Below are 26,278 nucleotides of genomic sequence, written 5' to 3' on the forward strand. Positions count from 1 at the left end.
TTTCAAAAACAGTTGCTACTCAATCAACAACTGCTGGTATAATTTTTCATATCCAACACTGGCTGTTTTCCAACTAAAGTCTTGCTGCATCGCTGTCTTGATTAATTTCTGCCAAATCAATGGTTGATTTTGATAGACATTAAGCGCTAATTTGATGGCTTCCATTAAATAAAACGAAGAATATTCAATAAAGCCAAAACCGGTTCCAGTTTGTTCAATTGGGTTATATGGCTGAACACTATCACACAAGCCACCAATTTGATGGACAACCGGCAGCGTTCCATAACGCATGGCAAGCATCTGCGATAACCCACATGGTTCAAAAGCTGAGGGCATTAAGAAGAGATCACAGCCAGCATAAATCTGTTGCGCTAATTCAATATCAAAACCAATTCGAACACTGCACTTCTCAGGGTATTTAGTCGCAAAATAACCAAAATCATGTTCCAAATCTGCATAACCAGTTCCTAGTAAGACGAACTGAACATCAAACTGCAGTAAGTTTTCCAGTTCGGCCACCAATAATTTAAATCCTTTTTGATATGTTAAGCGGCTAACTACTCCAATCAAGGCAACATTTGGGCGCTGTGGCAAATTAAATATCTGTTGCAAAGCTTGCTTGTCTCGTTGTTTGCCAGTTAAATCCGTTACGCTGAAATTTGCCTTTAATACTGGATCAGTTGCTGGATTATTAGCCTTGAAATCAATTCCATTCAAAATTCCTGAAAGTTTTTGATGCTCCATTCCTAAAATAACTTCCAAACCACAGCCAAATGCTGGTGTTTGAATTTCTTGTGCATAGGATGGACTAACAGTATTAACCCGATCAGCGTACAAAATGCCCGCTTTCATCCAGTTAACGGCATCGTTGAACCGGATCGTACCATCATCATAACGTTGCGTCCCCATTCCAAATAAATCGGGTAAAATCTGTCGCTCATATTGTCCCTGAAATTCTAAATTATGAATCGTTAAAACCGTAGCTATTTTTCGATAAGCCTGAATCCAATGGTATTTTTCACGCAAAAGAAACGGAATAAAAGCAGTGTGATAGTCATTAACATGTAATACATCTGGAATAAAATCAATTTTTTCCATCAACTCAACAACTGCTTGTTGAAAAAAAGCAAAGCGTTCACCATCGTCATAATAACCATATAGTTTAGGCCGCTTAAAATAATATTGATTATCAATAAAGTAATAATCAACTCCTTGCCGCTGCAACGTTTTAACGCCACAGTACTGCTGCCGCCAACCAACTGTTACCGTAAAATTAAACAGATTTTTCAATTGAGCGCGATATTCAGCTTTAATACCGGAAAAGAAAGGCACTATGACGGCCACTTGATGTCCTCGCTGATGTAAGCTCTGTGGCAAAGCACCAACAACATCCCCCAAACCACCAGTTTTAAAAAATGGTGCACATTCAGCTGCTGCAAATAAAATTTTCATTTTTATTTTCCTCCACGAATATCAGCTGTCACATGTTCATTTTTCTTAACCACGACTAATTGATTTGGTTGTCCAATAATTTTAACTCCGGGATCAATTGTGACATTCTTATCAATTAGTGCATACACCACTTGAGCCTTAGCTCCGATTTGAGCACTTCCCATCACAATTGAATTCTCAACGGCCGCCCCGTCTTCAACTAAAGTGCGCCGCGAAATCAAACTATTAGCAACTTTTCCTTTAATCACACAGCCAGTGGCAATTTGACTATTTTGGACGTCTGAAGAAGCTGCAAAATAGGTGGCAACCTCATTTTTCGTTCGGGTAATAACTTTTTGACTAGAAAACAGTAATGAATTATAATTTTCTGAATTGAGCATGTCCATGTTTGCTTGATAGTAACTTGGCAGATTGTAGATATTGCTGACATAACCAGTGTATTCATAAGTTGAGCTTTTAATCTGTGCTAAACTATCAAATAAAAATTCCTCTAAGCTCAATGTTTGACTGTTTTCCAATTGTTCAATCAACCAGTCAGTATTGGCAATAAAAACCCCTAAGGATAAGTTATAAACTTTTTCTGCCGGTTTTATTTTACGAAAAGCTTTAACTTGTTCAACCGTTCCGTCTTTTTTCAAGTTTAAGATTCGATCATCTGGAGCAATTCCAGCCGCTGGTTTGCGCTTAAAAACAGCTGTCAACTGATTGCCCTGCTCTTGATGAATTTTTAAAACCGCTCGCAAGTCCAAATTGCCGACAAACTTATTTGTCAAATAAACCGTATAAGGAGCTTTAGAAGTTCTTAAAAAATCAATCACATCACCAAATGGCGCTTCACCTTGCGCCTTTTTACGTACCATGTCTTGGTAAAAACTGAAATATTGGTAACTGCCAATACTGTCTAATCCCCATTCGCGACCACCGCCCAAATGATCAAAAATTGATTTCACTCGTCCTTCATTGACCAGCATGAACACCGAACGAATATTGGCATTGGCCACACTTGATAAGGCAAAATCAATAATTCGATATTTGCAATCAAAATATAATGTTGATAACGGTCGATCTTGTGTTAACGGCAGCAAGTCGGTATACTCATGTTCATTACCAATAATGGCACACATCTTATTAGTCTTCATCTGTCTTCACTCCAATCACTTCTCCATTGCCAACAACTGCAACCTCATCCGTTCCATCAATCACAGCATTATCGCCAATAATTGCGTTCTCACCAATAATTGCCTTTTTAATCGTGACATTTTTACCAATTAAGGTTCCCGGCATAATTACACTATCCTTAACCAAAGAGCCCTCTTTTACCTGCACATTGGCCGATAAAATACTATGCTCAATCTTGCCTGCCACAAAACAGCCATCAACCACCATGGAATCATTAACTGTTGCAGTACTAGTAATAAATTGCGGCGGTGCAATTGGGTTTTTAGAAAAAATTCGCCAACTACGGTCACGGACATTCAACCCACCTTGATCATCAATGAATTCCATATTGGCTTCCCACAATGACTGAATTGTCCCCACATCTTTCCAATAACCGGAAAAATTATGCGCAAAAACATTATCACCACTCTTGATATAAAATGGAATAACATTCTTTCCGAAGTCGATCATCGGAACTTCTTTCGTAAAACCATTAATCAAAACTGAGCGTAATCGTTGCCAATTAAAAATGTAAATTCCCATTGAGGCATGATTACTTTTAGGATGTTCTGGTTTTTCTTCAAATTCAATAATTCGATTATTTTCATCAGTATTCATAATTCCAAAGCGACTGGCTTCATCCCACGGTACATCAATTACCGCTACCGTCAAAGCTGCCTTTTTGGCTTTATGTGTCCGTAACATTTGATCGTAATCCATCTTATAGATGTGATCTCCTGACAAAACCAGCAAATATTCAGGGTCCATTGCATCAATATAATCAATGTTTTGATAAATTGCGTGCGCCGTACCCTCAAAAAATTTACTGCCCTCTTTATTAGAATATGGTTGTAAAATAGTTACCCCAGAATCAAGGTGATCCAGCCCCCAACTGGCCCCATTACCAATATGGCTGTTTAAAGTCAACGGCTGGTACTGCGTAATTACACCAATATTATAAATGCCTGAATTAACACAGTTACTTAAAGTAAAATCAATAATTCGGTAACGGCCTCCGAAAGGCACTGCTGGCTTAGCACTGTTTTTTGTTAAATCTTTCAGTCTAGAACCTTGTCCGCCAGCTAATATCACTGCTATCATTTCATTTTTCATATTAGTTTGATGGAAAAATCCATCATCCACCCCTTCCTGACAAAAAACACTAGTCGCAATCATTCCTGTTTTCATTTGATTTCCCGCCGTCGCAAATTAATCTTCTCTGGTTGTAAAATAAGTGTGCCAAAAGCTGGTAAAGTTGTTGTTATCGATTGCTGATATTGTTTAAATGGAACCTTTTCAGTTTGACTAGCAACATTATGCCGGACCCAAGTACCGCCAAACTCTTGCATTTCAGTGTTTAGAACCTCGTGATAAATTCCCGGATATGGAACTCCAATGCGAAAGTTCCGTCGTTCAACTGGAGTAAAACTCATGGCAACTACTAAAAAATCTTTTTTGCGTTTGCCGTGACGAATAAAGCTCAACACTGTTTCTGCTGTGTTATCCGCATCAATTACTTCAAGCGTAGTTTCTTGATCATCAATTTCCCATAAAGCTCGATTGGCTAAATAAAATTCGTTTAAAGTCTTAGTAAATAATTGCATTTTCTGATTAAGCAGGTCATTTAAATCAACCCATTCTAAGCCATGATCGTATTTCCACTCCAAAAATTGACCCCATTCACTCCCCATAAACAACAGTTTTTTACCGGGATGAACCATTTGATAAGCATATAATGTGCGTAACTGAGCAAATTGGCGGTAACGATCCCCCCACATCTTATGCATTAAGCTCCGTTTGCCGTGAACAACCTCGTCATGTGACAACGGTAAAATAAAATTTTCTGTTTGACGATACATCCAGGAAAAAGTCAACAAATTTAAATTATCTTTGCGATAAATCGGATCCATTTCAAAAAATTTCAAAACATCGTTCATCCAACCCATATTCCATTTGTAGTCAAAACCTAAGGAATTTTCAGCCAACATCCCCGTAACTTTTGTATCAGCTGTGCTTTCTTCTGCCATCATCAAGGCTTGTGGATAAGTTGCTTTAACCACCTGATTTAATTTACGTAAAAAACTCCAACCAGCTAAGTCGCGATTAGAACCATCCTGATTCAGCTGGCAAGCCCTTCCACCATAATCTAGATAAATCATATTTGAAACAGCATCAACCCGGATTCCATCTAAATGAAAGGTCTCCAACCAATACATCGCGCTGGAAATCAAAAAAGATTGAACAGCTGGTTTAGCCAAATCAAAATTTAATGTCCCCCAGCCAGGGTTGTCTGCTCGTTGATTATCTTGATATTCAAAAGTTGCTGTTCCATCATAATAAGGCAAAGTGTCGGCATTGCGACAAAAATGTCCGGGCACCCAATCTACCAATACCCCAATGTTGGCTGCGTGACATCTTTCAACAAACTCTTGGAAGTCTTCCGGTGTCCCATAATAAGAACAAAAAGCAAAATACCCAATTAGCTGGTAACCCCAAGAAGCACCTAATGGATGTTCCATCAATGGCATAAACTCAACGTGTGAATAGTGCATCTGTTTTAAATATGGAATTAATTCATGTGTTAAATCTTTAATGGTATATGGTGAACCATCTGTATGCTGTTTCCAAGAACTGGCATGGACTTCATAAATATTAAGTGGGCGCTCAAAATAATTTGAACGTTTATGTCGACCACGCCACAAACCATCATGCCAATGATGTGGCAACAAGTCTCCTAAAATCGCTGCATTTTGTGGCCTTTTCTCAAATCGTTGGGCGAAAGGATCAATCTTGAAAACTTCTCGTCCATCCGCTTGCTTAATATTATATTTATAAAGTTGACCAACTTGCGGTTGAGTTGTAAACAAGCTCCATATTCCAGTTGTATCCTTTTGCATTATTAAACCCGGCTGCTCCCACTGATTAAAATCCCCCACTACTGAGACTTGCTGAGCATTTGGTGCCCAAACACGAAAAATAAAACCTGACCTGTCATTTTTGGTTGCTTGGTGTGCACCCATTATCTGATATGCTCGAAAGTTCTCTCCATTAACAAAACCCATCAACTCATTAGAAAAGTCATTTTCCGACTGTTCCATCAGCAATCCCTCCCATCGCGCACTAATTGAATAAAGGATAATTTTATAATCTTTATCCATCTTTAGTATAGCATATTTAAGCTTAAAAAAATTATGTTTCAGAGCTTTATTTTTTTAATAAATGATATTGTCATCGGCTTTATTTAGACAAATGTTCAATTAAAAATTATCGTTTTTTAATTATCCAGCTGTTTTATTTTATTTTTTACTAATATTATAAAGTCTATAATATAACACTTAATAAAAATATCAGTCAATAAACAAAAAAAGTTAGTCCAAATATTCTTTTTGAATACCTGAACTAACTTTCCCATTGTCTTCATTAACCAGTTTTTAACTCAATCACACTTCAACTGCTCCGGTCTAGTGAAGACAAGTACTTTATTTAATTTCTTCGGTTGCCATTGCTTGTTCTTTTTTCAGTAAAGTACGATCATAGTGTCTGATAAATGGATACCACACGGCAAAGGCCACTGCCGCACAGATAATCGCTAAAACTGCACCTTCCCAGCTAGCTGTCGCAATAAAACCACCTAATCCAACTGGCGTTGGCCATGGTTGCTGAACAATAATTTTATGAACTAGCTTAGAAGTTACTGCAAGATACGCCACTATTCCTGATGCAAGTGGAGCAAACACAAACGGAATAAACAACTGGACATTGTAAACAATTGGCAAGCCAAAAATAATCGGTTCATTGATGTTAAAGATCGCCGGGACAATTTCTGCTTTACCGATTTCTCTTAGTTGGGCAGATTTTGCTCTTGAAAACAGCCAGATTGCCATTCCCAAGGTAGCCCCAGAACCACCAATGATAACAAAAGCATTCATTGGATCACCAGCAAAGAAATGATTGGCTCCTTTAACGTTTGCAGCCATGTTGGCTAAAATAATCGGCGTATAGAAGGAACTAACAATAGTTGCACCGTGAATTCCAAACCACCAGAGAAAATGAATCAAGAAAATAATAATTAAGAAGCCCCACCATGTATCGGCAATATTGCTAACAAATGAAAACGGAATATACAAGACCTTGAAAATATCTGTTCCCGCAAATACTAAAATAAGGTTGAGTAATGCAATTACAAATGCTACACAAAATCCTGGAATCAGAGCACTAAATGAATTGGCTACTCCAGCTGGAACTGAAGCCGGCATCTTGATTGACCAATTATGTTTAATTGTAAAACGGTAAATTTGAACCGTTAACCAACCAACAACTAACCCAGTAAAAATACCAACAGCTGCAATTCGGGTAACCCCTGAGGCTGAAACCGCATAACCACCGCCAATGATATTAGCTTTATTTAAAGATTGAACAAACTGAACTGTACCGCCTTTCCAAACTAATTGTGGCACGGTAATAAACATTGCCATTAAAAACATCAGTAATCCATTCAGAGGATTCAAGTTAAGATGTTCTTCTTCTTGATAAATTTTGGTATAACTATAAGTGAATGTCCCAGCAAAAATCAGTGCTAAAATTCCCATTGTTGAATTATAAACTACTTGGAACAAATTAGTAAAACGTCCTAAAGTTTCTGCATAAAAACCAGCAAAGCCTGGAATCGGAAAGGCTTGCGGTAAGACTTCTAAAATCAAAAACATTGCTCCAATAATTGAAAAAGCAATAACACTATAACCCGCTTCCATAATTGCTCGAACAAAACGTGAACCAGCAAATTTTCCAACTGCATTCGTCATTTTTTCTTTAAATGCATCTGAGTTTTCCATTGTTTGATACCCCCTTATTTACTATCAGAATCCGCTAATTTATGATAAACTTTTATTAATTCTTGGGCTAAATCGATAAAGGTGATAGCCGTCATTAAATGATCTTGTGAATGAACAGTTAGCAACGTCAATTGGGAATGTTGTCCATTGGCTTCTGCTGTCAACATTTTGGTTTGCATATTGTGTGCCTCAATTAATGCTTTGTTAGCTTCATCAATTTTAGCTTGAGCTTCTGTAAAATCATTGTCATGTGCAGCATGAATTGCTTCCATCGCCAACGATTTTGCATTTCCCGCATTGGTGATCAGTCCCATTGCTTGCATTAACTGTTGCTCTTCTTCACTACTTTCTGCCATTAAATCATCCCTCTCCCAAAGTTAAAATTAATCAATTAAACTCAATCCTTGCTCCAAAACTTTTTCCCCATTCATCATGCCATACGCTTGCATATTAATGACATCAACCTTAATTGGTTTATCACCAACTTTTTTCTTTATATCATTCAACATGTAACGAACTTGTGGTCCTAATAAAATACAATTAATATTTTCTTGCTCTAACTTCTCACTTACTTCTGCAGCTGGGCAAGCAAAAATCTTGGCTACAACTTTTTTTTGACTGGCAGCTTCTTGCATTCGTTTAACCAACATACTGGTACTCATGCCAGCAGCACAGCATAACATAATTGTTTTTGTTTCTTCACTCATCATAAATTCCTCCCGACTATTTTCTTTGGCATCATTTCGATAAAATTCTTACATTTCATCACACCTGCCTTTTCCTTACAACTATAATTTTAACTGTAAGTTCTGCTAAATAATACTCATTTAAAGAAAACGGTTACATTTTACAGATAATGAAACAAATTGTAATTTTGTATTTTTTAAGTTATTATTTTATAATTTAATTATTAACGGCTCAAAGAAAGGTTCGGATAAACAATGATTGACTTGAAAGACTTCACTCCAACAGAAATTATAATTTACAACTATTTAATTGCCCATCCAAGTGAAATACTCAAGCTAAGTATTCGTCAACTAGCGGGTACCGTCCATGTTTCATCCGCCTCAATTATTAGGTGCATCAAAAAAATGGGTTACGATAGTTTCTATGAATTTAAATTTGCTTCAAAACAACAAAAGCTCGACCTGCAAACTGCACAATTAGCAACAAACTACGACACAGAAATTATTGATTTATCACACGAATTTTTCAAACGACCTTTGTTGCAACAATATTCACGTGAGTTGACTTCTTTTAAAAAGTTAATCAGTAACACCAACAACGTTCTTTTTTTTGGAATTGGGACCTCCGGTGTATTAGCACAATATGGGGCTCGCCAATTTTCAAATTTTGGGGTTAACTCAATCTACAATATCGATCCTTTCTATCCTTTACCTAAAGAACTGCATAGTAACACTAATCAAATTGCAATTATGCTTTCAGTTAGTGGAGAAACCCCGGAAGTTGTGGATCGAGCTGTTAGTTTAAAAGGAGAGAATTTCCATATCATTAGTATTACTAATAATAATTACTGCACGTTAGCAAAAGTGTCAGAAATCAATTTTGCTTATAATGTTAAGCCTGAAGTTATTAAGGATACTCTCAACATTACTACACAAGTTCCAGTACTTTTCATCTTAGAATCGCTCGCTAGAAATATTGGTCAACGCTAATTTTCAATAGTATACGTGTCAAAAAAGCGCGAGATTGCGTACAGTTAAACAAAAAAGGCAAGCTAACTCTGATTAGCCTGCTTTTTTTACTTCTAATTATTTATAACACTTCAACTTCTCGTAATTCAATTATTAGCCAATTTTTCAATTGCGGCCGCTACCCCATCTGTGTCATTATCAGCGGTAACATAGTCAGCGTGCTGTTTAGCTCTAACAGTTCCATTCCCCATTGCAACTGCTATTCCAGCAAAATCAAACAGTGGGATATCATTTTCTCCGTCCCCAATCGCCATAATTTCACTGCTTTTAATTGTGCAAATGTTTGACAATTTTTTTAAAGCTTGGCCTTTACTGACTTTTGGATGCATAACTTCTAAAAAATTATCACTAGTCCGAACAATATATAATTGTTGACCAAACGTCGCTGTAACAAGCGGTTCCATCTGTGAAATTAATTTTTTTTCGCCAACATACAATCCCTTAGCAATTTCAAAATCTGATGGCAATTCTTTAGGTTGACGAATTAAAAGACCTGCTGAATTTTCCCAAGCTTGTAAAATAATCAATCGATTAACATCGTAATTAGCAGTGTAAAGCCTTCCATCAGGTACAGCAACATTAAAAGGTAACTGATGCTGTTGTCCAAAAACAGTTAATGTTCGATAGTACTGGTTATTAATTAGACAGCTACTTAATACTTGCCCAGCCGTTGTTTCAATTACAGCACCATTAAAAGTAATTACATATTGATCCGATTGATTGTTAATCCCTAATTCACGTAAGTACTTTTGAATTCCAACCAAGGATCGGCCTGTGCAAAATACAACTTTTATTTTACGTGTAAGCACCGTCTTAATTGCAGCTAAAGTTCGTGGTAAAATTTTTCCGTGAGAGTTTAGCAATGTACCATCAAGATCAATTGCGATCATTTTAAGTTCCATCAATTGTTGCTCCTTAGATATAACTAATCCAGCTCTGAACCATTAGTTTTAATAACCTTTTGATACCAGTAAAATGAATCCTTCTTTAAACGCCTATTACTACCTTTTCCTTGGTCATCACGATCAACATAAATAAAACCATATCTTTTCGACATTTGACCCGTTCCAGCGGAAACTAAATCAATACATCCCCATGGAGTGTAACCAATAACCGGTACTCCATCCTTTTCAATTGCGTCTTTCATCGCTTGAATATGCGCTTTCAGATAAGCAATTCGATACTGATCATGAATCTGGTCGTCAGCAGTTAGCTCATCTTTTGCCCCCAGACCATTCTCCACAATCATCAATGGTTTATGATAATGATCTGCCAACCAATTTAAAGAATACCTCAAGCCAAGTGGATCAATCGGCCACCCCCAATCGCTGGCTTGTAAATATGGATTTTTTTGGACTGCTTCGGGTCCGACAAAGTGAAATTCAGGATTAGTGGTCTGTGCAGCAACCGTCATTGAATTATAGTAGCTAAAACCAATATAATCTACGGTTCCTTCAGCTAGAACAATCCGATCTTCAGCAGTAATATCTGACCGTAACCCTTTTTCAGCAAAGAAAGCCTCCATATGACGTGGATAGCTCCCCAATGCATGAACATCGGCAAACCAATACCGCCGCTGCATCGCTTTCAATGCTTGGAAAGTATCCTGTGGATTGCAAGTTGCAGGATATAGCGGTGAAACGTTAATCATACAGCCAATTTTAAATTCGGGATTAATTTGATGACCAATTTTAACCGCTAAAGCACTAGCAACTAGTTCGTAATGAGCAGCCTGATACATTAATGCTTCACTATCTGGATCATTTGGTTCTAACACTAATCCAGAATCGGTTGCCATTAAAAATTGTTCTTGATAGTCAGTTTGATTATTTATTTCATTAAAAGTCATCCAATATTTCACCTGATGACGATAACGTTTAAACACTGTGGTTGCAAAACGAATAAAGAAGTCGATTACCCGGCGATCACGCCATCCACCATATTCTTTTACCAAATGATACGGAATTTCAAAGTGAGCCAACGTAATAACCGGCTCAATTCCATATTTGTGACATTCAGCAAATAAATTATCATAGAATTTTAAACCAGCTTCGTTAGGTAGCTCTTCATCACCTTGCGGGAAAATTCTCGTCCAGGCAATTGATGTTCGAAAACTCTTAAATCCCATTTCGGCAAATAATTTAATATCTTCTTTGTAATGATGATAAAAATCAATAGCCTCGTGATTTGGATAAAATTTATCTGACAAAACGCCTGCTGTAATTTGCCGTGGAACTCCATTAGCGCCTGCTGTCATTACATCTGCAATACTAATTCCTTTCCCGTCAGCTTGCCAACCTCCTTCTAATTGGTGGGCGGCAACTGCCCCACCCCACAAAAAGTCTTTTGGTATTTTATATTTCATTTTGGCTATCTCCTTTTTCAATTTATTTTCTTAATTATAACGTGCTTTGAATCCGCTAACATATGATGCATAACGATAGTAACAGTAACAAAACAAAAGTAATCTGTTACAATTTTGAAACAGCTACCAACTGCTTATTAGACAAAAAAACTGGAACATCAAACCTGATTTTAGGTTTGTATCCAGTTGATCTTATTCGCTGTAAATTATTTTCTCAATATTTGTAAAATTTCACTGTTTAATTTTCCTAATGAAAGTTGTTTATCTTTAACATTAGAAAACAACAAAATATAATCCTGTCCATCATGGGTGAATCCATTCGAAATAACCCATCCCGCGACATAACCACGATTAACAATCAATCCGGGATCATTATAAAAACCCATTCCATAATGTGAACTACTGCCTGGAGTGAACATCAGCTGCAAGTGAGCCGCATCGAGCAATTTTTTATTTTTCAGGGCCCAATCAAATTGATACATCGAGGTAACACTCATATACATATCACTTACCCCATATAGTTGAGAAAAGTTCGGTATTGTTACTGCAGTCAGTTGATTATTTTGTTTAAGATAACCAATTGAGGCATTTTTTAAGCCGCTGAAATTTTGATTAACATAACCAACCGTTTCAATTCCTGCTGGTTTAAAAACATGTTGCATCAAATATTTTTTAAAGCTCTCATGAGTCACCTTTTCTAAAACCTTAACCAAAACCGTATAATTTGAGTCTTCGTATTGCCAACTACCCAGTGGTCGATGAATACCATTATGTTCAATTTCAGCTATCATCTGATCCAATGATTTGTTCTGGTTATCTTCTGCGCGACCGACAATTCCTGAAGTATGGGTCAAAAAATTTCGTAATTTAATCTGCGACCCATTAGGAAATCCTGGCAAATATTTGTTGATCGGATCATTGACTGACAAGCGATGCTGCTGATCTAATTGTAAAATACTAGTTGCAATCAAAGCTTTTTCTGTTGAAGCTATCGGAAAAAGCGTCTGCGAAGTATTAGCAGTTTGCTGGGCTTGATTGGCAGTTCCATAGCCTTTTCGTAAAACAATTTGTTGATTCTTTACAATCAGAGCTGTTCCGTTGAATCCTACTTTTTGGAGTAATTGATCCAATTGCTGATTTCGATCAATTGTAGCAACTGCTGTTTCCTGTTTTTTCACTGAATGATGCTGTTGGTGATGATTAGTTTGGCTTTTTTTAGTAATTCTTTCTTGATTCTTAAACTCCTTTTCCTGCCGAACATTGTTGACCAAAAAGCCAAACACCCCTAACAAACCAAGTACCCCCAAAACAATTAATAAACGTCCCTTTTTCAATTTTTTTCCTCCAAGTTGATGTACTTTATATTTTAAAGGAATTTAGACTTAATGTTGCTTAAGTTTGTTTTAGGAATTTTGCTTAACTTAAATTTTTTCTTAAATTCTCCATTGACTTGCAGCAGTCACTATTAAATAATAAGTTATGAAAAGCTTTAACATTCAAGCTACAATTTGCAGGAAAGGAATAATTTAAAGTGAAACAACCGAGAGTCTATCAATTAATAGTAGCATTGACATTGGCTGCTGCAATTATACTTACCGAGGGACAAGTAAAGGCAGCTACCAACAACCAAAATACTGTCGCAGCTACTGATTCCAGTAGCCTAACAACTGCACCGCAACAGAATGGTTCTAGTGCTACAGCTAGCTTAACAAGTAGTAGTTCTAATCCAATCCATGTTTATAGTGCTGCAACTAAAGATGTTGCTACAGCTCAAGCCCAAACCAACCAAGCTAAACAAGCTGTCCAACAAGCTGCTAATCAATTAACAAGCGCAGAAACAATTAAGAATAACGCACAAACAAAGCTGAATGATTTAAAGAATCAGCAGGTAAACCTTATTGATGGAAGCCAAATTACTTTAACTAGCAAGCAAAAAAACGAAATTACTAATGATTGGAGTGTTTTAAACGAAGGACCCGCCAGTGGAACTTCATTTGTAGATAACCAAACCAATGATAAAAATACTGTTATAGATACTAATAATTTAACTCAAGCACAAGCTGCTAATCTTTCAGCCTATGCCGCCAGTTTGATTAATAATTTACGTGGTCAACTAAACTATTCCGCCCTTAATAATCAGCAAACTGCTACTTCTGATTATTTAAACACTTCATTGATCGTTACGTCTGGAGCAATTAATTTTGCCAAACAAGTCGCTGCTAATTACAATAGCGATCATTGGAATGGTTATGCCAAAGGAAATCATGATGTTCCAGCAATCCAAAAAGCTGCCGCTATAAATGGACTTGATCAGGGAGGCAACTACTATGAAGACATGGAATCATTTTCAAATAGTTTCACTACAAAAATGACCGTTTATGCCGCTAAGCAATATCTTTATAACGCAATTTATGACATGCTATTCAACGATGCTAGTGAATCCTATGCTCATGCCCATTCTCTGCTGGGATTAGACATCACTGCTGCTGAAGGAATTAGTGCAGAATATTTTGCAGTGAGTTTTGATCAATATGGCAACATTCATTTAGAATTAATTAAACCAGATTATGTGATTGATCAAACTAAATTTACAGCAAATTTTGACACAACTCCACTAACCACTAACCAATCGCAAATCTCCATTGCCCAAAATGCGTTAGATGTAGCAAATAAAAATTATGCCAATGCTTTGACAAAATACAATTCTGCCAAACAACAATTAGAAGATGCTCAAAATGCTTTGACAACTGCTCAAAGCAAGCATAATAAGAATGGGCAGTATTACGAAGATGGGCATTGGTACTTGTACCAAAATAATGTTAAACAAACCGGCTTCCAATATATCGCCAACCAGCACAAAACTGTTTATTACAATAACAACGGGCAAATGCTTTATGGGCAACAACATCTCAATGGGCATTGGTACTTGTTTGATACGGTGACTGGCTCAATGAAAACTGGCTTCCAATATATCGCCAACCAGCATAAAACTGTTTATTACAATAACAATGGGCAAATGCTTTATGGGCAACAACATCTCAATGGGCATTGGTACTTGTTTGATACGGTAACTGGCTCAATGAAAACTGGCTTCCAATATATCGCCAACCAGCATAAAACTGTTTACTACAATAACAATGGGCAAATGCTTTATGGACAACAATATCTCAATGGGCATTGGTACTTGTTTGATACTGTAATCGGCTCAACGAAAACCGGTTTCCAATATATCACCAACCAGCACAAAACTGTTTACTACAATAACAACGGGCAAATGCTTTATGGACAACAATATCTCAATGGACATTGGTACTTGTTTGATACGGTGACTGGCTCAATGAAAACTGGCTTCCAATATATCGCCAACCAGCATAAAACTGTTTACTACAATAACAACGGGCAAATGCTTTATGGCTTTCAAAAAATCAAAGGCAAAACATATCGCTTCAATACTCAAACTGGAGCTCGTATTTAACTAATTTTCTAGGACTGTAGCAAATCTGCTGCAGTCTTTTTTATCCATATTAATTGAGAAAATAATTTTGATTGAATAAATTTGTTAAGTGTTTTATATTATATTTAGTTACAGATGTAACAAATACTTGGTATCTTATTTTACAAGGAGGGATTTTCATGTACTACAGTAGTGGTAATTATGAAGCATTTGCTCGGCCTAAAAAACCAGCAAACGCCACCAAGAAATCAGCCTATATTGTTGGGGCCGGTTTAGCCGGTTTAGCTGCCGCCGCTTTTTTAGTGCGCGATGGTCAGGTTCCTGGAAACCAAATTCATGTTTTTGAAGAACTTGGACTTCCCGGTGGCAGCATGGATGGGATTTTAAATGAACAACGTGGCTATATTATTCGTGGTGGGCGTGAAATGGAACCTCACTTTGAAACTCTTTGGGATCTTTTTCGTTCAATTCCTACCTTAGAAGATGCCAGTGTTTCGGTACTTGACGAATTCTATTGGCTAAATAAAGCCGATCCAAGTAATTCACACACCCGCGTAATCGAAAAACGTGGTAATCAGTTAGCCAGTGATGGTCAGTTGACGCTTTCCCGAAAAGCAATTGAAGAAATCGCCAAATTAGTGCTAACACCGGAAAGCCAACTTGACAATGTCAAAATCAATCAAGTTTTCAGCGATGACTTCTTTAAATCAAATTTCTGGCTCTATTGGTCCACCATGTTTGCTTTCGAGCCTTGGGCAAGTGCAATGGAAATGCGCCGTTATTTATTACGCTTTGTCCATCATGTTGGCACCTTGCAAAACATGTCTGCACTGAAGTTTACCAAATATAATCAGTATGAATCATTAATTAAACCTCTAATTAAATATCTTGAAGATCACGACGTTAAATTCCAATACAATACCACTGTTGACAATATTATTGTTGAACAAACCGGTGAACAAAAACAAGCTGTTAAAATTGAGCTAACGATCGATGGTAATCAGCAAAGCCTCGACCTAACACCTGACGATTTGGTTTTCGTTACAAATGGATCAATTACTGAAAGTACTACTTATGGTGACAATGAACATTCAGCACCAGCAACGCATCCAACCGGTGCTAGTTGGAAATTATGGGAAAAATTAGCGGCTCAAGACTCAGCTTTCGGACATCCAGCTAAATTTTATCAAGATATTCCAGTGGCTAACTGGGTCATGTCGGCAACTTGCACCTTTAAAGACGATCGAATCGTACCCTATATTCAAAAAATTACTGGTAAAGATCCGTATAGTGGTTCAATTGTTACCAGTGGCCCAGTCTCCATCAGAGACTCAAACTGGTTATTAGGAATTTCCATCAGCCGTCAACCACATTTTCAGCAACAAAAGCCAAATGAATTAATCGTATGGTTATACGGTCTCTTTTCCGATCAGCCGGGAAATTATATTCACAAAAAAATTACTGATTGCAGTGGCGCAGAAATCTGTCAAGAATTTCTTTATCATATTGGTGTCCCAGAAAATCAAATTGCTGAGATCGCGCAAACAGCTAATTCAATTCCAATTCATATGCCATACATTACTTCATACTTTATGCCACGCCAAGCTGGTGATCGTCCCTTAGTTGTCCCTGAAGGTTCAAGCAATTTGGCTTTTATTGGGAACTTTGCCGAAACTGAGCGAGACACCGTCTTTACAACTGAATACTCTGTCAGAACTGCTATGGAAGCTGTCTACCGACTGCTTGACGTTGATCGTGGCATCCCAGAAGTCTTTGATTCCGCCTTTGACTTACGAACAATCTTAAGTGCCTTATATTATTTGAATGATAAAAAGAGCTTGACCGAATTGCCTTTAAATCAAATTGAAAAAATTGGTCTAAATGCCTTTTTGAAAAAGGTTCATGGCACCTATCTTGAAGAAATTTTGAAATCTCAAAAATTACTCTAAATCAAAGGAGGAAGAATTCATGAAAAAGCAGCATTTAATTTTAATTTCAATCGCTTTAGCTACTGGGGTTGTAATTGGAAAATATCTTAAACCCCAAAAAGACAGTTGCTGTCGTCATCGACTAGGTTGTTGCTCAAAGAATTCCCAAATCTCGAAGACCGATCCAGTTTATTTACGAGAAACCCAAACCCTAGGGCATGGCCTAACAAAGTAATTTAGCCTAAGCCTAGTAAAAGGGGGCACTGCAAAAGTAAAATTGCCGTACCCCCTTTTTTGATTGTTTTGTTTTTCCATTAACCGGCTAAAATATTTTTTCGCCGGTTCGCAGTAAATCATTTTTGATCTTTTCTGCTAGGTGCTCGGCCAACTCGGCTGCGGAATATTGATAATCGTTTTCTCGCCAATATAGTAAACTAGCAAAAATAGCGCCCGAATAATATGCAATCTCTATTGGTGCTGGCTGCTGATTTTTAATTCGCGTTTTAAAAAAGTCAAGCAAGTAGTCACTTTGCTTTCGAAGAGCAAAGCCTTCAATTGAAGCGCTAACAATTGCCGATAAAACAGCTGGATTATTTTTAAAATAATCAAAATAAACTTCCAACAACTGCTCTAATTCTTTAAAATGATGCGTCGTAATGTCATCAACAAAAGTTGCATATTCTTTTTGAATAAACTTGTTCAAAATATCTTCCTTACTGTTATAGTTGCGATAAAAAGCCATTCGTGATATTTTTGCTTGATTAGCAATATCCGTAATTGAAATTTCCGAAAAGTTTTGCTCTTGCATCAATTCAAACAAAGCTTTTTCAGCTTTAGCTTGCGTCCGCACAATCCTTTTGTCCATAGTCACTATCTCCCAATTAATTAATCAATTTAGTTGTTGATACCAATTATACATCATTGAAAATTTCAAACCGCTTTACGAAAAAAAAGTATCAAAATCAGGTCACTAACTTTGATACTTTTTTTACTCAATAATTACTTTTTTAATTAGGCTTTACGATAAACATAGAAAGTCATTCCCGAACATTCAGATTCAAACTGTAAATCCGACACTGCATAGTTTTTAGCATGATTTCCCTTACTATCTCGATTATGACCAGATACTGATAATAAGCGGGTTTGATTATAATAAACCGTCTTATTTTGATCGATTATTTTCTGGAATCCTGTTAATTTTTGATTATTAGTAGTATTAATTAAATACCAATGACCATTTTCGTATATCTGTTGATATGTCGGTGTTGTTGGAGTTTTAGATTCCTGATTAGTTTGATTGTTATTAGTAGTTGGTGTCTTGGAAGCTGTTGCATTCGGTTGCTCAGTTGCATAAATTTTCTTAGACGTAGTTTGAGCAGCTGGTTCAGTAGAAGTAGTACCAGAAGTCGTTTGGCTCGACGCTGTTTTCGAGTCAGCGTTCATGCTGTTTGTATCATTTGAACTAGAATCTGCGGTTGTTACTACCGAAGATGCTGACTGCTTTTCAGCTGGTTTAGCTGTATTAGAAGCTTGACTTGTCGTTGCTGAACTAACTGCTGTTGTGGCACTAGTTGAAACATCATTTTCAGTTTCCTTATGCGCAGAAATCTCACTTACTGAACTTGCAACACTACTTTCGACAACTGTTGAACTGGAAGCGTTCGTAGTAGTGTCAGCAGCTACATTACCTGCTGTCATCCCCAAAGTTAGTGCCAGCGCCCCCATAATTGCTGCAAATACCTACTTTTTGCCTGATTTATACATTTTATAATGCATCTTCAATTAAATCCCCTTTTCCAAAAAAATATTAATAAAAACATAGCTAAACTATCATTTGTTGATTAGTTTACAAGAACAATTATATATCTTTTTGTTTAGTAAATTAACAAATAATTTCCTGTTTTTATTTTTTCAAAAAAGGTTTACATACTTATGCTTTTAAGTTATTTCAAGCAACTATTAAAAGTGAAGCATGTTATAATTAAGTATAAAATCAATTTAAAATTTATTTTGATATAAATTATTGTAAGTGAGGAGCTTTTCATGGACAAAGTTACTATTATGAGCCGTAAAAAATTTTTAACTTGGTTCCCGCCAGTCACCAAGAATAATCTCGTAGCTATTCGTATCGGTGACCAAGCTCCGATTAGAGATACTGCTTCCAAAAGATATGCGGATACTCTATCATTGGCTTTTTATGATGAATGGGATTATGCCGATCAAATTGACCGAAACACCCCCGCTGGCAGCAATCGCTTAACCGAAAAAGACAAACAGGTCATTGATGACTTTATTGACAAATATGCTGATAAATACTTCGTGGTTCATTGCGAACAAGGAATCAGTCGTAGTGCCGCGGTAGGCTATTACATTCTCAAAAAGCTCGGTTATACTGCAGAATTAAATCAAAAAAAAGCCAGTTCACTCTATCAACCGAACATCGAAGTTTATGGTATTTTAATCGATAAACCATATACCCAAGAAACTGCTGCTGCTTTAACATTAGAAATAAAAAGTCCGACAACAGTTACCAACCAAAAAAATAAAGTTACATGCAAAAACGAAAAACAGAACTAGCAACTTATTTCAAGTGCTAGTTCTGTTTTACTACCTTAAATTAATTTAAGCTTCAAAACGATCATTTTGGGCATGTTCCTTGATAATCTCAACTACCGTCTTACTAGTCGTAAGCATGGCCTCAGTCGTCACAAATTCATAAGGGCCATGAAAGTTTTCCCCACCATTAAAAAGATTGGGCGTAGGAATGCCTTTGGCCGTTATAAAATTCCCATCAGTTCCCCCACGAAATGGATGAATTTGCGTTTTCAAACCTAATTTATGATATACGTTTAAAACTAATTCGGTAATATATGGGTGTTGCTGAATTACATCGCCGATATTAAAATATTGGTCCTTAAGTTCTAGCTTAATTCTTGGCCGCTCAAATTGCTGATTTAAATCAGTCACAATTTGTTGCAGTAATTCTTTCTTGGCTGCAAATTTTTGCTGATCAAAGTCTCGGATAATTATATTCAAATCAGCTTGCGCAATCGTCGCTTTAAAATCAGTTACTAAAAAGAATCCCTGATGTCCACAACTTTTTTCTGGCACCTCATCTGCTGGCAGCAACGAAATAATTTGATTGGCTAAGGTTATTGCGTTAACCATCAAACCAAAGGCATTTCCCGGATGAACCGAGGTTCCTTTAATTTTAATTTTGGCTTGAGCTGCATTAAAAGTCTCATTTTCTAACTGGCCAGGCAAACCATTGTCTAAGGTATAGGCAAATTTAACTTTGAACTTGCTGACATCAAAACGCTTAGCTCCACGACCAATTTCTTCATCTGGCCCAAATGCAAAACTAACTGGACCATGTTTAATAGCAGGGTGTTCCAGTAAATATTTAACAGCCGTTAAAATACTAGCAATACCAGCTTTATCATCTACACCTAGTAGCGTTGTCCCATCACTGGTAATTAGTCTTTGACCACGATAATTTCTTAAATTGGGAAACTCACTTACTCGCAGCACAATCTTTTTTTCTTCATTTAAAACCAGATCCTGTCCATCATAGTTTTCATGAACTTGCGGCAAAACATTTTCAGCTGGAAAATCCGCCGTATCTAAATGTGCAATAAAGCCAACCGGAGTAATATCAGCTGTTGTATTTGCGGGTAATGAAGCTACTACATAGCTATCCTTAGGATCATAAACGACATCTTCCACGCCTATACGTTTTAAGTCCTGTAAAACAATTTTTGCCAATGCGACTTGCCCTGGCGTAGTCGGAACTGCTTGACTATTTTCATCCGAACGCGTGTTGACTTTAGCGTACTTGATAAATAATTGTTCAATAAAAGTTTGATAACTCTCAGTCAAATCTAGCACCTTCTTAATTGACTACTTAGCAATATATGTGTCTTTCCAATCGTAAGGAACACCTGCTGGATTGTAAACTACATTTTTAACATTTGAACGCAATAGCTGTGATTTAGCAACTTGATACAAAGGAATCGTTCCTTGCTGATCCATTAATTCTTTTTCTGCAGCTACCAATTTCTGCCACCGTTTTGCAGGCTGATTACCATACGTATTTTCTGCTTCGTTTAATAAACTATCAAATTTTTTGCTTTGCCAACCTGAATTATTGTATGAGGAATTACTTTCATAAATGTCTAAGAAGTTGATTGGATCGGCAAAAACTGATTGCCAAGTTTTAATTGATGCTTGATAATTACCAGCTTGTTGTTTAGCAATTAACTGAACAAACGGGATTGTCGAAACATTAACTGAAACTCCTGGTAACTTTTCAAGTGCACTTTGCAAATATTCAACTGCTTGTTTACTACTATCAGTATCAGCAGTTAGAATTGTAAATTTAAGTTCTTTGGTGTTGGTCTCTTTATAACCCTTGTTTAATAGCTTTTTGGCTTCCTTTAAGTTGTATGCAACCGCATTTTTAACATAAGCTTCTTGGTAAAATGCCTGTTTTGTTGTTGGATTATTACCCATACCAGATGGAACAAAGCCCTTTAATGGTGTTGAACCATCTTCCAATACATCCTTAGTCAAAGCTTGACGATTAATTGCTAATGAGATTGCTCGCCTGATATTCAAGTTTTTGAAAGCCGCTACTTTATTTTGATTCAAATCCAATCTGGTCGTTGCTGTCGGCAGCCGCTTAACAAAGTCTTTGTTATTAACATTGTTCTTAACTTGCTGTCCGCTTAACAATGTCTCATCAACTTTTTTGCTGCTATACAACTCATAACTAGTAGTGGTGCTTTCCGTTACCAATTCATTAATCTTTTGCAAATGAACATTTTTCTTGTCCCAATAACTGTTATTTTTAGTTAAAGTCCATTTTTTATCAGTCCCAGTCCATTTAGTTAGTTTAAATGGTCCATCAGAAACAGTGTAACGAGCTTGTGTGCCATATTTTGTGCCATATTTTTCAACCGCTGTTTTATTTAATGGGAAGAATAGTGGCCATGAAAGTAATTTTTTAAAATAGCTGACTGGCTTGGTTAACTGAACTTGCAATTTATACTTGCCAATAGCTTTGATACCCAAAGAACTTAAATCCTTTTTGCCATTGTTAATTTCTTTGGCATTTTTAACCTGATATAAATAAAAAGCATCTTGCGCTGCCGTTTTAGGATTTACTGTGCGTTGCCACGAATAGACAAAGTCTTGTGCCGTCACCTTTTCTCCGTTGGACCACTTAGCATTCTTGCGCAAATTAAAAGTATAGGTCTTGCCCCCATTGGTAACTGTCGTCTTAGTTGCTAGTGCCTTTTGGGGAGTTCCGTTTTTATCAAGTCGGTACAAACCCTCTTGAGTATTTAACAAAACATTAAAACTCAAAGTATCTGTTGCCTTAGCCAAATCAGCTGTTGCTAAGGTCGAGCTCTCAGTCCAATTCAATGTTTGCTTGCTAGCATACTTACCACTTGACTGAGTAGAGCTACCTTTGCTACCGCATCCCGCTAGTAAAAATGCCGTAGCTGTGACTGCCAATAAAACTTTTTTGTATCTTTTCAATTAAAATCCCCCTCGTGACTTGAAAATAAAAAAAGTCCCTTCTGAGCTAAAGCTCAAAAGGGACGAAAATCTCCGTGATACCACCCAAAATTCAATAAGATCTTATAATCTTATCCTCACTAAGTACTAATATACTTGTGTGCTATAATGGGCAACCCATGAAAAGCTCACCGCAGCTTGCTTTCCAACAACTCGAAGACCATATTCGCCAAAAACTTTCATGCCTGCTTGCAGCTACTCAGGCTCTCTCTTAATGAAAATTAATCGCTACTCATCTTTTCAAAGTCAAATTATTATGATGTTGTTATTATAATTACATTTGATAGTTACTGTCAACTATAATTTTTATTTAATTGCATTGTTAGATTTTTTTAAACTAAGTCAGCACCAATATTAGCTAAAAAACATGGGTTTGGTTGTTCCACTATTTTAAAATAAGGCCCTACCAGAATCATTTTGACTGCAAAATAAAAAGTCCGCTATGCAGAGGACTTCATGGTTCCACCAATATAGTTTGATAGGGACTTCATTACAGATATTGAGAATTATTTGTTTAATATTAAAGGAATAGCTTCTTTTACTCATTATCAATACTGAACAATAATTTGTACAATGAGATTATTTCTTCTAATTCTTCACGCGATACATGATCGACAATAGCTTCGTCAGTGACATGTCTTGCCCGCAAATCTAAGGCTATTGTTTGATCTAATAATACTTTCCCATAGACTGTTTGACTACTAGTTAGTTGATGATATAGCGGAAAATTGCAAATGAAAATCCATTCCAACTGTTTTCAACGTGCCATTCATGAGGCTTAAAAATCCTTCTAAGTCACTGGACTTCTCGTTGAGCTTCTTCAAAAAATCCTTCGTAAGCTCTAACGAACGATTCTCCTCGTCAAGTCTTTTCTCCACGCTACCAATCTGCTGAACAGCGGCGTCTACGTCCTGTCGTCCCTGCAAGGCTAATCCTATGCTTCTTTTCGCAAGCTTTTCGATATTATCTTGTTCGTGTCGAAGTTGAGCTAATCCGGCGTCAGCTTCATCTCGTACTTGTCTAATTGTGTCATTGACCGCAAGTATCCCTGAAAATACATCCTCCCCCAGTCCCAAGTCCTGATCCGTGTGATGATGCTTATCTGTTAGTACGGTTTGAAGATTTGTAATCTGTTCCCTAGCCGAATCAATAATCTTTTCGTCGACTTTCCCGGCAACTTGAAGTTGACTAAGTTCAATCAAACTGTCAGCTAAATTTTTCTGAAACTGTCCGATAGCAGCAATTAATTTTGCATACTCATTGTCAATTCTATCTGAAATATAAGATTTCACTTCCTCCGGATCTATTTCGTTCCCGCAAAAAAGACAAGTGGTTAATTCTGGCTCCTCACCATCTTGAAAATTATGCAAGATTAGGCCGCAGCTTAACCATTCAGCGACGTTTGATGCCACGGATGATTCGGGTTCTAGAACGGGTGTATTCATGGCATCAATAAATTTCTTCCGTTTAGTTTGATCATACTCCTGCAAAATTGGAACAAGATAGCCCCGTTCTACAATCATCTGGCGAATTGCTTGATCAATGTCTTCAAAGCTTGAAAATTTTGATTTGACATCCTTGTAGTGATGAATTTCATCTTTCCACTGTTCCAATGCCCGAATTGGATTAGATTGCGCATTTGCTTTTTGATGGATTGTTTGACTGAAAATTTCTTTTAGCGGTGGCGATTTCATCACTCATAATTTTTGCCAAGGCTGACTTAGCACTTTTAAGCTCTGCGCTTGCCGAGGTGTCACTTTCGAGGGAAGAGATTATTTTCTGGCAATGAGCAATTTTATCACCCGAGTCAATCTGTTCCTTACCCACAATAATTTTTGATCCGCGCATTGTCTCAGTATTGCGGACCTCCCGTTCAACGTAGGCCGTGTCGAAAACCCTTGAATGGTCGGAATCTAGTGCGGAAATCCATCCTGACAAAGCTGTCTTTCCCGAACTATTCTGACCAAAAAATAGATTAACTTTGTCAAACCTGCCATTAAAAGAATAATTATGAAACGACTTTGTATTCACGTTGTTCAGTTCAATCAACTTTTCCAACTCCTTTGACTTGTTCACTCCTATTTTAACTCACAGTGTATTTCTGTTTTGCGCACCTCAGTTGGATGAGTAAGCTGACTATTCCACTATGTTCGGAGAAACCAACAAATACTTCTTCCCGAAGTCAATCAAAAGACGCGGATATGTTAGCACCGACGGCACCGTCACCAGCGAATTCCCCACACCGCTCGTACCTCGCAGGTAAAATTTCTGACCGTAATCAGGTATGTCGCCAACTCAATTTCCGCTATTCCAACAGCACAGGAAACCAAGGTTATGGTAGTCCGATTGCGTTCACCAAGTCTAGCGCCGCATCACACGTTGCTTCATACGTAACCTCTTCACTGTAAACGTAGGCAACCCGGTATTTCTCCCAGCGCTGCTTTAGCAAAGCAGATGCACGCAACCGGGTAATGATTTCCACATACGTCGGCAACATCTCCTCTGTTCCGCGCAACTTCGCCGTTGCTAGCAACGCGTCCTTCAGCACCTTGAAGTCAATATTTTGCCGCTGCACCTTGTCGAACAAATACAAATCGTAGTAGTCCTTCATGCGCGAGTTCAGTTCTTGGCGTGCCACCATTGATTCCAACTTCTCCGCCAAAATAGTTTCCATATTGTACGCCATCACCGTGATCACTTGGTCGTTGAAGATAGTGTGATGATGCCACGAAATTTCACGCGGCGTGATGGTATCGCCGGTTGAAACGTCAATTTTCGTGTCAATGATGCTGGTGTAGATTTTCGCTTCAATATGGATCCGGAAACCTGCGTAGTCAGCAGCAACACGGATGTCGTCAATCTTAGCGATTTTCAACTGTACGTCGCCGTCCGATTCGTTCATGTCGGCGATCTCGGTGAAGACTTTGATCACTACCTCTTTGGTCACCGGCAAGCCTTTGATCGATGTATCAACGTCACGCGTCGCGCGGGTATCAACGCCGACCATCGACGCGATCAGGAAGCCGCCTTTCAAAATTAAGTGATCTCGATACTGCGAACACGAAATACGATCCACAATCTCATCTAAGACGACTTCCTGCATAAGAATCTGGGGATCAATTTGCTTTTCCTTGGCAAGGGCGCGGACTTTGGATTTGAACTGTTGACCGTTCGTGAATCCTAACTTCATAGAAGCACCTCCATGTAGTTGTTAATGGGTTCTCTGACTTTGAACAAATCTGCATAGTGTACCAGGCGACCGATGTCTTTTTGCTTCATCTGCGAATAACTGATCATCGCCTGGCGAATGGTTTCTGAATCCGACGCGTCCCGCGTGCGCAAAATATCACACAGGGTGCGTTCGATGTTGTACACCCGGACTTTGTGTTGTCCAGGGGTTAGCACCTTCTCAACTCCTAGCGTTTGCCATTCCGGCTTCTGACGGTAGACCCGTACTGGATACTGTTGAATTGCCGGTGAATTGTAACCCAAAGGAAAATTCATCTGATACCGGTCTGGCGTGCGGTCAATCATGTGATGCAGAAACAAGGCGCTGTCTTTGAAGTAGATGCCGCGACTAAACCGATATTGAAGGATGTACATGTCATCTTCAAAAACCGCCGGATCAATATAAACACCACGATCGACACGTTCTAACTTTCCACTGTTAGCAAGGTCAATCAAGATGTGCGGATCAAGTCCCAACTTCTTAACATCAGCCGTTGTTACCTGACCATGATTCTGCTGAATAAACAAATTAATCTCTGGCGTCATTCTTATCACCTCACGTT

At 37.7% G+C, this 26,278-nt stretch carries 23 protein-coding genes and 1 pseudogene; 5 read left to right on the forward strand and 19 right to left on the reverse strand.

Annotated elements, in window-relative coordinates:
• Window positions 1-15: 15 nt before the first annotated feature.
• From glgA to G6O73_RS09100, 7 genes are all read right to left on the reverse strand, one after another.
• Window positions 16-1,452, reverse strand: coding sequence for a glycogen synthase GlgA (gene glgA / locus G6O73_RS09070; protein ID WP_057886638.1), 1,437 nt, complete (start codon window positions 1,450-1,452; stop codon window positions 16-18).
• Window positions 1,453-1,454: 2 nt separating this feature from the next.
• Window positions 1,455-2,591 (reverse strand): glucose-1-phosphate adenylyltransferase subunit GlgD, encoded by a 1,137-nt coding sequence (gene glgD, locus G6O73_RS09075; protein ID WP_057886637.1) that lies wholly within the window; start codon window positions 2,589-2,591, stop codon window positions 1,455-1,457.
• Window positions 2,581-3,723: a glucose-1-phosphate adenylyltransferase gene (locus G6O73_RS09080; RefSeq protein ID WP_057886666.1), complete on the reverse strand. Its 1,143-nt coding sequence runs from the start codon at window positions 3,721-3,723 to the stop codon at window positions 2,581-2,583. The genes glgD and G6O73_RS09080 overlap by 11 nt, the downstream gene beginning before the upstream one ends.
• A 71-nt stretch (window positions 3,724-3,794) precedes the next feature.
• Window positions 3,795-5,708, reverse strand: coding sequence for a 1,4-alpha-glucan branching protein GlgB (gene glgB / locus G6O73_RS09085; protein ID WP_057886636.1), 1,914 nt, complete (start codon window positions 5,706-5,708; stop codon window positions 3,795-3,797).
• 381 nt (window positions 5,709-6,089) lie between these two features.
• A complete protein-coding gene (gene celB, locus G6O73_RS09090; RefSeq protein WP_057886635.1) occupies window positions 6,090-7,442 on the reverse strand; it encodes a PTS cellobiose transporter subunit IIC in 1,353 nt (450 codons plus the stop codon).
• A 14-nt stretch (window positions 7,443-7,456) separates the two neighbouring features.
• A complete protein-coding gene (locus G6O73_RS09095) occupies window positions 7,457-7,798 on the reverse strand; it encodes a PTS lactose/cellobiose transporter subunit IIA (protein WP_057886634.1) in 342 nt (113 codons plus the stop codon).
• A 27-nt stretch (window positions 7,799-7,825) separates the two neighbouring features.
• Entirely contained in the window at window positions 7,826-8,149 is a 324-nt protein-coding gene (locus tag G6O73_RS09100) for a PTS sugar transporter subunit IIB (protein WP_057886633.1), read from the reverse strand.
• A 234-nt stretch (window positions 8,150-8,383) separates the two neighbouring features.
• On the opposite strand from G6O73_RS09100, the gene G6O73_RS09105 reads away from it, so the two are divergent.
• Window positions 8,384-9,118, forward strand: coding sequence for a MurR/RpiR family transcriptional regulator (locus tag G6O73_RS09105; protein ID WP_083478554.1), 735 nt, complete (start codon window positions 8,384-8,386; stop codon window positions 9,116-9,118).
• Between the two features lie 125 nt (window positions 9,119-9,243).
• Here the strand turns inward: G6O73_RS09105 and G6O73_RS09110 are convergent, their stop codons facing one another.
• The 3 genes from G6O73_RS09110 to G6O73_RS09120 all read right to left on the reverse strand — a co-directional run bounded on the left by G6O73_RS09110 (window position 9,244) and on the right by G6O73_RS09120 (window position 12,856).
• Complete coding sequence (locus G6O73_RS09110) at window positions 9,244-10,059, reverse strand: Cof-type HAD-IIB family hydrolase (RefSeq protein ID WP_057886631.1); 816 nt, start codon at window positions 10,057-10,059, stop codon at window positions 9,244-9,246.
• Window positions 10,060-10,082: 23 nt separating this feature from the next.
• Window positions 10,083-11,522 (reverse strand): 6-phospho-beta-glucosidase, encoded by a 1,440-nt coding sequence (locus G6O73_RS09115; protein WP_057886630.1) that lies wholly within the window; start codon window positions 11,520-11,522, stop codon window positions 10,083-10,085.
• A 206-nt stretch (window positions 11,523-11,728) separates the two neighbouring features.
• Window positions 11,729-12,856 carry a serine hydrolase domain-containing protein gene (locus G6O73_RS09120; protein WP_057886629.1) on the reverse strand — a complete coding sequence of 376 codons (1,128 nt, stop codon included), beginning with the start codon at window positions 12,854-12,856 and terminating at the stop codon, window positions 11,729-11,731.
• 197 nt (window positions 12,857-13,053) lie between these two features.
• Between G6O73_RS09120 and G6O73_RS12815 the strand changes: the two genes are divergently transcribed.
• The 3 genes from G6O73_RS12815 (at window position 13,054) to G6O73_RS09135 (ending at window position 17,139) form a co-directional block, all read left to right on the forward strand.
• A complete protein-coding gene (locus G6O73_RS12815; RefSeq protein WP_245002956.1) occupies window positions 13,054-14,997 on the forward strand; it encodes an SEC10/PgrA surface exclusion domain-containing protein in 1,944 nt (647 codons plus the stop codon).
• Between the two features lie 158 nt (window positions 14,998-15,155).
• Entirely contained in the window at window positions 15,156-16,925 is a 1,770-nt protein-coding gene (locus tag G6O73_RS09130) for an oleate hydratase (RefSeq protein ID WP_057886628.1), read from the forward strand.
• A gap of 19 nt (window positions 16,926-16,944) precedes the next feature.
• A complete protein-coding gene (locus tag G6O73_RS09135; RefSeq protein WP_056971947.1) occupies window positions 16,945-17,139 on the forward strand; it encodes a hypothetical protein in 195 nt (64 codons plus the stop codon).
• 87 nt (window positions 17,140-17,226) lie between these two features.
• Here the strand turns inward: G6O73_RS09135 and G6O73_RS09140 are convergent, their stop codons facing one another.
• A complete protein-coding gene (locus G6O73_RS09140; RefSeq protein ID WP_057886627.1) occupies window positions 17,227-17,769 on the reverse strand; it encodes a TetR/AcrR family transcriptional regulator in 543 nt (180 codons plus the stop codon).
• Between the two features lie 146 nt (window positions 17,770-17,915).
• Entirely contained in the window at window positions 17,916-18,602 is a 687-nt protein-coding gene (locus tag G6O73_RS09145) for a hypothetical protein (protein ID WP_157056709.1), read from the reverse strand.
• 345 nt (window positions 18,603-18,947) lie between these two features.
• Between G6O73_RS09145 and G6O73_RS09150 the strand changes: the two genes are divergently transcribed.
• On the forward strand, window positions 18,948-19,481 hold the full coding sequence (locus G6O73_RS09150; RefSeq protein WP_057886625.1) for a hypothetical protein: 534 nt from the start codon (window positions 18,948-18,950) through the stop codon (window positions 19,479-19,481).
• 45 nt (window positions 19,482-19,526) lie between these two features.
• Here G6O73_RS09150 and pepT read toward each other — a convergent pair whose 3' ends face one another.
• The 7 genes and pseudogenes from pepT to G6O73_RS09180 form a co-directional block, all read right to left on the reverse strand.
• Complete coding sequence (gene pepT / locus G6O73_RS09155) at window positions 19,527-20,783, reverse strand: peptidase T (protein WP_157056708.1); 1,257 nt, start codon at window positions 20,781-20,783, stop codon at window positions 19,527-19,529.
• Window positions 20,784-20,804: 21 nt separating this feature from the next.
• A complete protein-coding gene (locus tag G6O73_RS09160; protein WP_057886623.1) occupies window positions 20,805-22,448 on the reverse strand; it encodes a peptide ABC transporter substrate-binding protein in 1,644 nt (547 codons plus the stop codon).
• 577 nt (window positions 22,449-23,025) lie between these two features.
• Window positions 23,026-23,217: pseudogene (locus G6O73_RS13000) on the reverse strand (type II toxin-antitoxin system PemK/MazF family toxin); the annotation flags it as partial.
• Window positions 23,189-24,181 (reverse strand): ATP-binding protein, encoded by a 993-nt coding sequence (locus tag G6O73_RS09165; RefSeq protein ID WP_057886622.1) that lies wholly within the window; start codon window positions 24,179-24,181, stop codon window positions 23,189-23,191. The gene G6O73_RS09165 and the pseudogene G6O73_RS13000, both read right to left, overlap by 29 nt.
• Window positions 24,114-24,536 carry an AAA family ATPase gene (locus tag G6O73_RS09170; protein ID WP_057886621.1) on the reverse strand — a complete coding sequence of 141 codons (423 nt, stop codon included), beginning with the start codon at window positions 24,534-24,536 and terminating at the stop codon, window positions 24,114-24,116. Before G6O73_RS09170 ends, G6O73_RS09165 begins: the two co-directional genes overlap by 68 nt.
• 283 nt (window positions 24,537-24,819) lie before the next feature.
• On the reverse strand, window positions 24,820-25,677 hold the full coding sequence (locus G6O73_RS09175) for a nucleotidyl transferase AbiEii/AbiGii toxin family protein (protein ID WP_057886620.1): 858 nt from the start codon (window positions 25,675-25,677) through the stop codon (window positions 24,820-24,822).
• Window positions 25,674-26,261 (reverse strand): type IV toxin-antitoxin system AbiEi family antitoxin domain-containing protein, encoded by a 588-nt coding sequence (locus G6O73_RS09180; protein WP_057886619.1) that lies wholly within the window; start codon window positions 26,259-26,261, stop codon window positions 25,674-25,676. Before G6O73_RS09180 ends, G6O73_RS09175 begins: the two co-directional genes overlap by 4 nt.
• Window positions 26,262-26,278: the final 17 nt, after the last annotated feature.

Origin of the sequence: Liquorilactobacillus nagelii DSM 13675 (assembly GCF_019444005.1) — a bacterium.
Taxonomy (GTDB): Bacteria; Bacillota; Bacilli; order Lactobacillales; family Lactobacillaceae; genus Liquorilactobacillus; species Liquorilactobacillus nagelii.

Bases quoted from the DNA above. Each gene is read 5' to 3' on its own strand.
- G6O73_RS09130 (WP_057886628.1), top strand. From the start codon at position 15,156: ATGTACTACAGTAGTGGTAATTATGAAGCATTTGCTCGGCCTAAAAAA.
- G6O73_RS09145 (WP_157056709.1), bottom strand. From the start codon at position 18,602: ATGACAGCAGGTAATGTAGCTGCTGACACTACTACGAACGCTTCCAGT.
- G6O73_RS09175 (WP_057886620.1), bottom strand. From the start codon at position 25,677: ATGAAGTTAGGATTCACGAACGGTCAACAGTTCAAATCCAAAGTCCGC.
- celB (WP_057886635.1), bottom strand. From the start codon at position 7,442: ATGGAAAACTCAGATGCATTTAAAGAAAAAATGACGAATGCAGTTGGA.
- G6O73_RS09110 (WP_057886631.1), bottom strand. From the start codon at position 10,059: ATGGAACTTAAAATGATCGCAATTGATCTTGATGGTACATTGCTAAAC.
- G6O73_RS09100 (WP_057886633.1), bottom strand. From the start codon at position 8,149: ATGAGTGAAGAAACAAAAACAATTATGTTATGCTGTGCTGCTGGCATG.
- G6O73_RS09150 (WP_057886625.1), top strand. From the start codon at position 18,948: ATGGACAAAGTTACTATTATGAGCCGTAAAAAATTTTTAACTTGGTTC.
- glgB (WP_057886636.1), bottom strand. From the start codon at position 5,708: ATGGAACAGTCGGAAAATGACTTTTCTAATGAGTTGATGGGTTTTGTT.
- G6O73_RS09105 (WP_083478554.1), top strand. From the start codon at position 8,384: ATGATTGACTTGAAAGACTTCACTCCAACAGAAATTATAATTTACAAC.
- G6O73_RS09180 (WP_057886619.1), bottom strand. From the start codon at position 26,261: ATGACGCCAGAGATTAATTTGTTTATTCAGCAGAATCATGGTCAGGTA.
- glgD (WP_057886637.1), bottom strand. From the start codon at position 2,591: ATGAAGACTAATAAGATGTGTGCCATTATTGGTAATGAACATGAGTAT.
- G6O73_RS09080 (WP_057886666.1), bottom strand. From the start codon at position 3,723: ATGAAAAATGAAATGATAGCAGTGATATTAGCTGGCGGACAAGGTTCT.
- G6O73_RS09135 (WP_056971947.1), top strand. From the start codon at position 16,945: ATGAAAAAGCAGCATTTAATTTTAATTTCAATCGCTTTAGCTACTGGG.
- G6O73_RS09140 (WP_057886627.1), bottom strand. From the start codon at position 17,769: ATGGACAAAAGGATTGTGCGGACGCAAGCTAAAGCTGAAAAAGCTTTG.
- G6O73_RS09165 (WP_057886622.1), bottom strand. From the start codon at position 24,181: ATGAAATCGCCACCGCTAAAAGAAATTTTCAGTCAAACAATCCATCAA.
- G6O73_RS09115 (WP_057886630.1), bottom strand. From the start codon at position 11,522: ATGAAATATAAAATACCAAAAGACTTTTTGTGGGGTGGGGCAGTTGCC.
- glgA (WP_057886638.1), bottom strand. From the start codon at position 1,452: ATGAAAATTTTATTTGCAGCAGCTGAATGTGCACCATTTTTTAAAACT.
- G6O73_RS09095 (WP_057886634.1), bottom strand. From the start codon at position 7,798: ATGGCAGAAAGTAGTGAAGAAGAGCAACAGTTAATGCAAGCAATGGGA.